At 63.9% G+C, this 4,421-nt stretch carries 4 protein-coding genes; 2 read left to right on the forward strand and 2 right to left on the reverse strand.

Annotated features, from left to right (window positions below; all coding sequences use genetic code 11):
* Positions 1–681: methyl-accepting chemotaxis protein (locus AC6CDK_RS17620; protein ID WP_496639947.1), on the forward strand; the 681-nt coding region annotated here is incomplete at its 5' end.
* A gap of 9 nt (positions 682–690) precedes the next feature.
* Positions 691–1,185 (forward strand): chemotaxis protein CheW, encoded by a 495-nt coding sequence (locus tag AC6CDK_RS17625; RefSeq protein ID WP_192905579.1) that lies wholly within the window; start codon positions 691–693, stop codon positions 1,183–1,185.
* Between the two features lie 141 nt (positions 1,186–1,326).
* On the opposite strand, the gene hpnH is transcribed toward AC6CDK_RS17625, so the two are convergent.
* Together hpnH and dxs are read right to left on the reverse strand one after the other, a co-directional pair.
* Positions 1,327–2,325, reverse strand: a complete 999-nt coding sequence (hpnH, locus tag AC6CDK_RS17630) for an adenosyl-hopene transferase HpnH (RefSeq protein WP_039643052.1) — start codon at positions 2,323–2,325, stop codon at positions 1,327–1,329.
* An 83-nt stretch (positions 2,326–2,408) separates the two neighbouring features.
* The gene (gene dxs / locus AC6CDK_RS17635) at positions 2,409–4,322 is read right to left on the reverse strand and encodes a 1-deoxy-D-xylulose-5-phosphate synthase (protein WP_066357049.1); all 1,914 of its coding nucleotides are present in this window, start codon (positions 4,320–4,322) and stop codon (positions 2,409–2,411) included.
* Positions 4,323–4,421: the final 99 nt, after the last annotated feature.

The raw sequence follows: 4,421 nt of genomic DNA on the forward strand, positions 1-4,421 counted from the left end.
GCCGTGGCCGAAACCGTCGTGGCCATGAAGGAAATCGCCTCCAAGATCTCGATCATCGAAGAGATAGCCCGCCAGACGAACCTGCTGGCCCTGAACGCGGCCATCGAAGCGGCCCGTGCCGGCGAACACGGCAAAGGGTTCGCGGTGGTAGCGGCCGAGGTCAGAAAGCTTGCCGAGCGGAGCCAGAAGGCGGCGGGCGAGATCAGCGAGCTGTCTGCCTCAAGCGTTCAGGTAGCGGAAGAAGCCGGCGAGATGCTGACGCGGATCGTGCCGGACATCCAGCGGACCGCGGAACTGGTGCAGGAGATCAGCGCCGCGTGCAAAGAGCAGGACACGGGCGCTGAGCAGATCAACAAAGCGATCCAGCAGCTTGACCAGGTGATCCAGCAGAACGCCAGCGCCAGCGAAGAGATGGCCTCCACCAGCGAAGAACTGGCCAGCCAGGCCGAACAACTGCAGGCAACCATTTCATTCTTCCGGACCGATGATCGTGGCGCGTCGAGCCGGAGTGCGGCCCGTCGGCCCGTTGCCAAGAAAAAGGCAGCAATCCCTCATCTGGGTCACGGCACATCCAACGGCTACCATGCCGAGCCCGCGCCGCCGCGAAAAGTAGCGGTAGGCGGCGGGGTGGATCTGAACCTGGACACCGATCACCTGGACGACCAGTTCGAGAAATTCTAGGAGAGAGCGATGGCACACGCAGACGCAACAGAAACGCAGCAGTACCTGACCTTCACCCTTGCCGGGGAAGTATTTGCGGTGGACGTGGCCAAGGTGCGGGAGATACTGGAATGGAGCAGCATCACCAAGGTCCCGCAGACGCCCGGATTCATGCGCGGGGTGATCAACCTGCGGGGCAGCGTGGTTCCGGTAATCGACTTGCGGCAGAAGTTCGGGATGCCCGAAACCGAGCGCAGCATCGACACGTGCATCATCGTAGTCGAGGTGGAGACGGCAATGGAGACGCTGGTACTGGGGATGCTTGCCGACTCGGTGCAGGAGGTGTTCGAGCTGGAGAGAGGAAACATCGAGCCTGCGCCCCGGATCGGGACGAAGTTGGACACCTCGTTCCTGAAGGGCATGGGGAAACACGGCGATGCGTTTCTCATGATCCTGGACATCGACCGGGTGTTCGGGGAGGACGATCTGGCCGGGCTGGCCGCGGCAGGGGAGGCGGCTGCCTGAAAGACATCGGGACGCCACGACTGCCGAGCAGGCTGTGTTGATGGGCAACGTCAAAGCCGGCACCGCTTCGAACGGTGCCGGCTTTGACGTTGGTGTGGCAATGATCTCTGGGAATCTTCATCGGCCTTTGGCCGGCCGGATTCACGTCATGTTCCAGATCGTCATTTCCAGAATATCCTTCCAGCTCTTGCCGATTTCCGAGACCACCGTCGGCTCGAAGCCGCAGTGCATCATGCACTGGGCGCAGCGGGGATCCTTGCCCACGCCGTAGCGGTCCCACTCGGTCTTTTCCATCATCTCCCGGAAGGTGGGGTGATGGGTGTCGGTGATGAGGTAGCAGGGCGCCTTCCACCCCAGGGGGTTGCGCGTGGGATTGCCCCAGGGGGTGCACTCAAGCTGTTTCTCCCCCTTGAGGAAGCGCAGGTACATGGGGGTCGACCAGAAGCGAAACCGCTTGCTCATCCGGTAGACTTCCTCGAACTTCTTCTGGATCTCGCGCCGCTGGAGGAAGAGGTCTTCACCCACGGCCTCGTAGTCGAAGCCCGGCGCCACGAGGATGCCGTCCACCCCTAGTTCGGTCAGGAGCGAGAAGAGCATTTCGATCTCCACCAGGTCCGTGTCCTTGAAGATGGTGGTGTTGGTGCAGACCCGGAACCCCATGGCCTTTGCCTTTCGAATCCCCTCGATGGCCACCTTGAAGGTCCCCTTGCGTTCCAGGATCCGGTCGTGGGTCTCTTCCAGGCCGTCCATGTGGACGTTCAGGTAGAAGTTGGGGTGAACCTTGATGTTTTCCAGGGCCTTTTCCAGCAGCAGGCCGTTGGTGCAGAGGTAGACGTGCTTGCCCCGGTCGAGCACCTCCGGGATCAGTTCGTAGATGTGGGTGTAGAGGAACGGTTCGCCCCCGGTGATGGTGACCACGGGGGCCGGGCATTCGTCCACGGAGCGGAGGCATTCCTCCAGGCTCATCATCTGCTGGATGGTGTCGGCATACTCGCGGATGCGGCCGCAGCCGGAGCAGGCCAGGTTGCAGAGGTGGGTCGGCTCCAGCATGAGGACCAGGGGAAACTTCTCCACCTTGTTGAGCTTGTTGCTGATGATGTATCGGGTCAGGTCGTAGTTGAGTCGCCAGGGAAAGCGCATTGAACGGCAATTCCTTTCACATGTATGTCTGTTTCGTCATGGTCGGGGCAGGCTGGAGGCCAGGGGCCTCGTGAAAAGCCGGATCATTTGACCATCGAGAGAGCGGGCGCCGAGGCCCCCTTTGCCGCCAGGAATGCCTCGGTCGCAGCGGCGATGCCGGCGGCGTCGATGCCCAAGTCGGCACGGAGCTGCGGCTGGGGACCCTGCTCCACGAACCGGTCGGGGATGCCGAGCCGCTTCACCCGCACGCCGGTCATCCCCTCGTCGGCGAGGAGTTCGAGCACTGCGCTGCCGAAGCCTCCCTGCAGGGCGTTTTCCTCAGCGGTGATGATGCAGCCGGTCCGGCGGGCCGCCCGGAGGATCAGGTCCCGGTCCAGGGGCTTGACGAAGCGGGCGTTGATCACCATGGCCCGGATTCCTTTCTCCGCCAGGGTCCGTGCCGCCTCAAGGGCGGGCAGGACCGTGATGCCAATGGCAATGATGGCGACGTCGTCTCCTTCCGCCAGGGTTTCGCCTGTGCCGATGGGAATCTCCCGGAGCTCCTGGTCCAGGGGGATGCCATAGCCGGCACCGCGGGGGTAGCGCAGGGCGATGGGGCCGTCGTGGGACACGGCGGTCTTGAGCATGTGGCGCAGTTCGTTCTCGTCTTTGGGCGCCATCAGGGTCATGCCGGGCAGGTGCCGCAGGTACGACAGGTCGAAGACCCCGTGGTGGGTGGGGCCGTCGTCGCCCACGACCCCCCCCCGGTCCAGGGCGAAGACGACCGGCAGGTTCTGGAGGCAGACGTCGTGGAACACCTGGTCGTAGGCCCGCTGGAGGAAGGTGGAGTAGATGGCGGTCACGGGACGGAAGCCTTCGGCCGCCAGCCCCGCCGCAAAGGTGACGGCGTGCTGCTCCGCGATCCCCACGTCGAAGAAGCGCTCGGGGAACTCTTTCGCGAAGCCCGTAAGGCCGGTGCCGTCGGGCATGGCCGCGGTGATGGCGACGATTTTTCCGTTTTCCCGGGCCAGTTGCGCCAGGGTATCCCCGAAGATGCCGGTATAGGAGGCTGCCCCCGGTTTGCCGCCGGTGGTTTTGCCGGTGGCCACGTCAAAGGGGCCGACCCCGTGGAATGCGGACGGGTTCGTCTCCGCCGGGGCATACCCCTTGCCTTTGGTGGTCATGACGTGGACCACCACCGGGCCATCCAGTCCCCGGGCATTCTCGAACACCTCCAGAAGCTGGGGCAGGTTGTGGCCCTGGATGGGGCCGATGTAGTCGAAGCCCAGGGCCTCGAAGAGCATCCCCGGGGTCAGGAACCCCTTGAGGGAGTTCTCGGCCCGGCGGGCGAACTGGAGGATGTCCTTGCCGATGGCCGGGATGTTCTGCAGCAGCCCCTGGACCTCCTTCTTCAACTCGCGGAAGTAGCTGCCCGTGAGCTTGCGGGAGACAAAGGAGGAAAAGGCCCCCACGTTGGGGGAGATGGACATCTCGTTGTCGTTGAGCACGACGATGAGGTTTTTCTTCAGGTGCCCCGCCTGGTTGAGGGCCTCGAAGGCGATGCCGCCGGTCATGGAGCCATCGCCGATGACGGCTACCACCTTGTTGCTTCCACCCCGCAGCTCCCGGGCCATGGCCATGCCGAGCCCCGCCGAGATGGAGGTGGAGGAGTGCCCGGTGTCAAAGGCATCGTGGGACGATTCACTCCGCTTGGGGAAGCCGCTGATGCCGTGGTACTGGCGCTGGGTGTGGAAGCGGTCGCGGCGGCCGGTGAGGATCTTGTGGGTGTAGGCCTGGTGTCCCACGTCCCAGACGAACCGGTCCGTTGGCGAGTCGAAACAGTAGTGGAGGGCAATGGAGAGTTCGACCACCCCCAGGTTCGAGGCCAGGTGGCCACCGGTGCGGGATACGGTTTCCAGAAGAAAGGCGCGGATCTCCTCGGCCAGAGCCGGGAGTTGGTCCCGCGGGATCTTTTTCAGATCGGCGGGGCAGGTGATTGTGTCGAGCAGCGTGGACATGCGTTACCTCCCGGCCGAGGGCAAAGGGAATCCTTCGCCTTCGGCCTCAGTTCACCGGGCATACCCGTTGGCGCGGAACCACTCCACGGCCCTGCGCAG

This window comes from Geobacter sp. PheSNFMC, from assembly GCF_059620965.1.

Coding starts and splice junctions, on each gene's coding strand:
- AC6CDK_RS17625 (WP_192905579.1), top strand. CDS start 691: ATGGCACACGCAGACGCAACAGAAACGCAGCAGTACCTGACCTTCACC.
- hpnH (WP_039643052.1), bottom strand. CDS start 2,325: ATGCGCTTTCCCTGGCGACTCAACTACGACCTGACCCGATACATCATC.
- dxs (WP_066357049.1), bottom strand. CDS start 4,322: ATGTCCACGCTGCTCGACACAATCACCTGCCCCGCCGATCTGAAAAAG.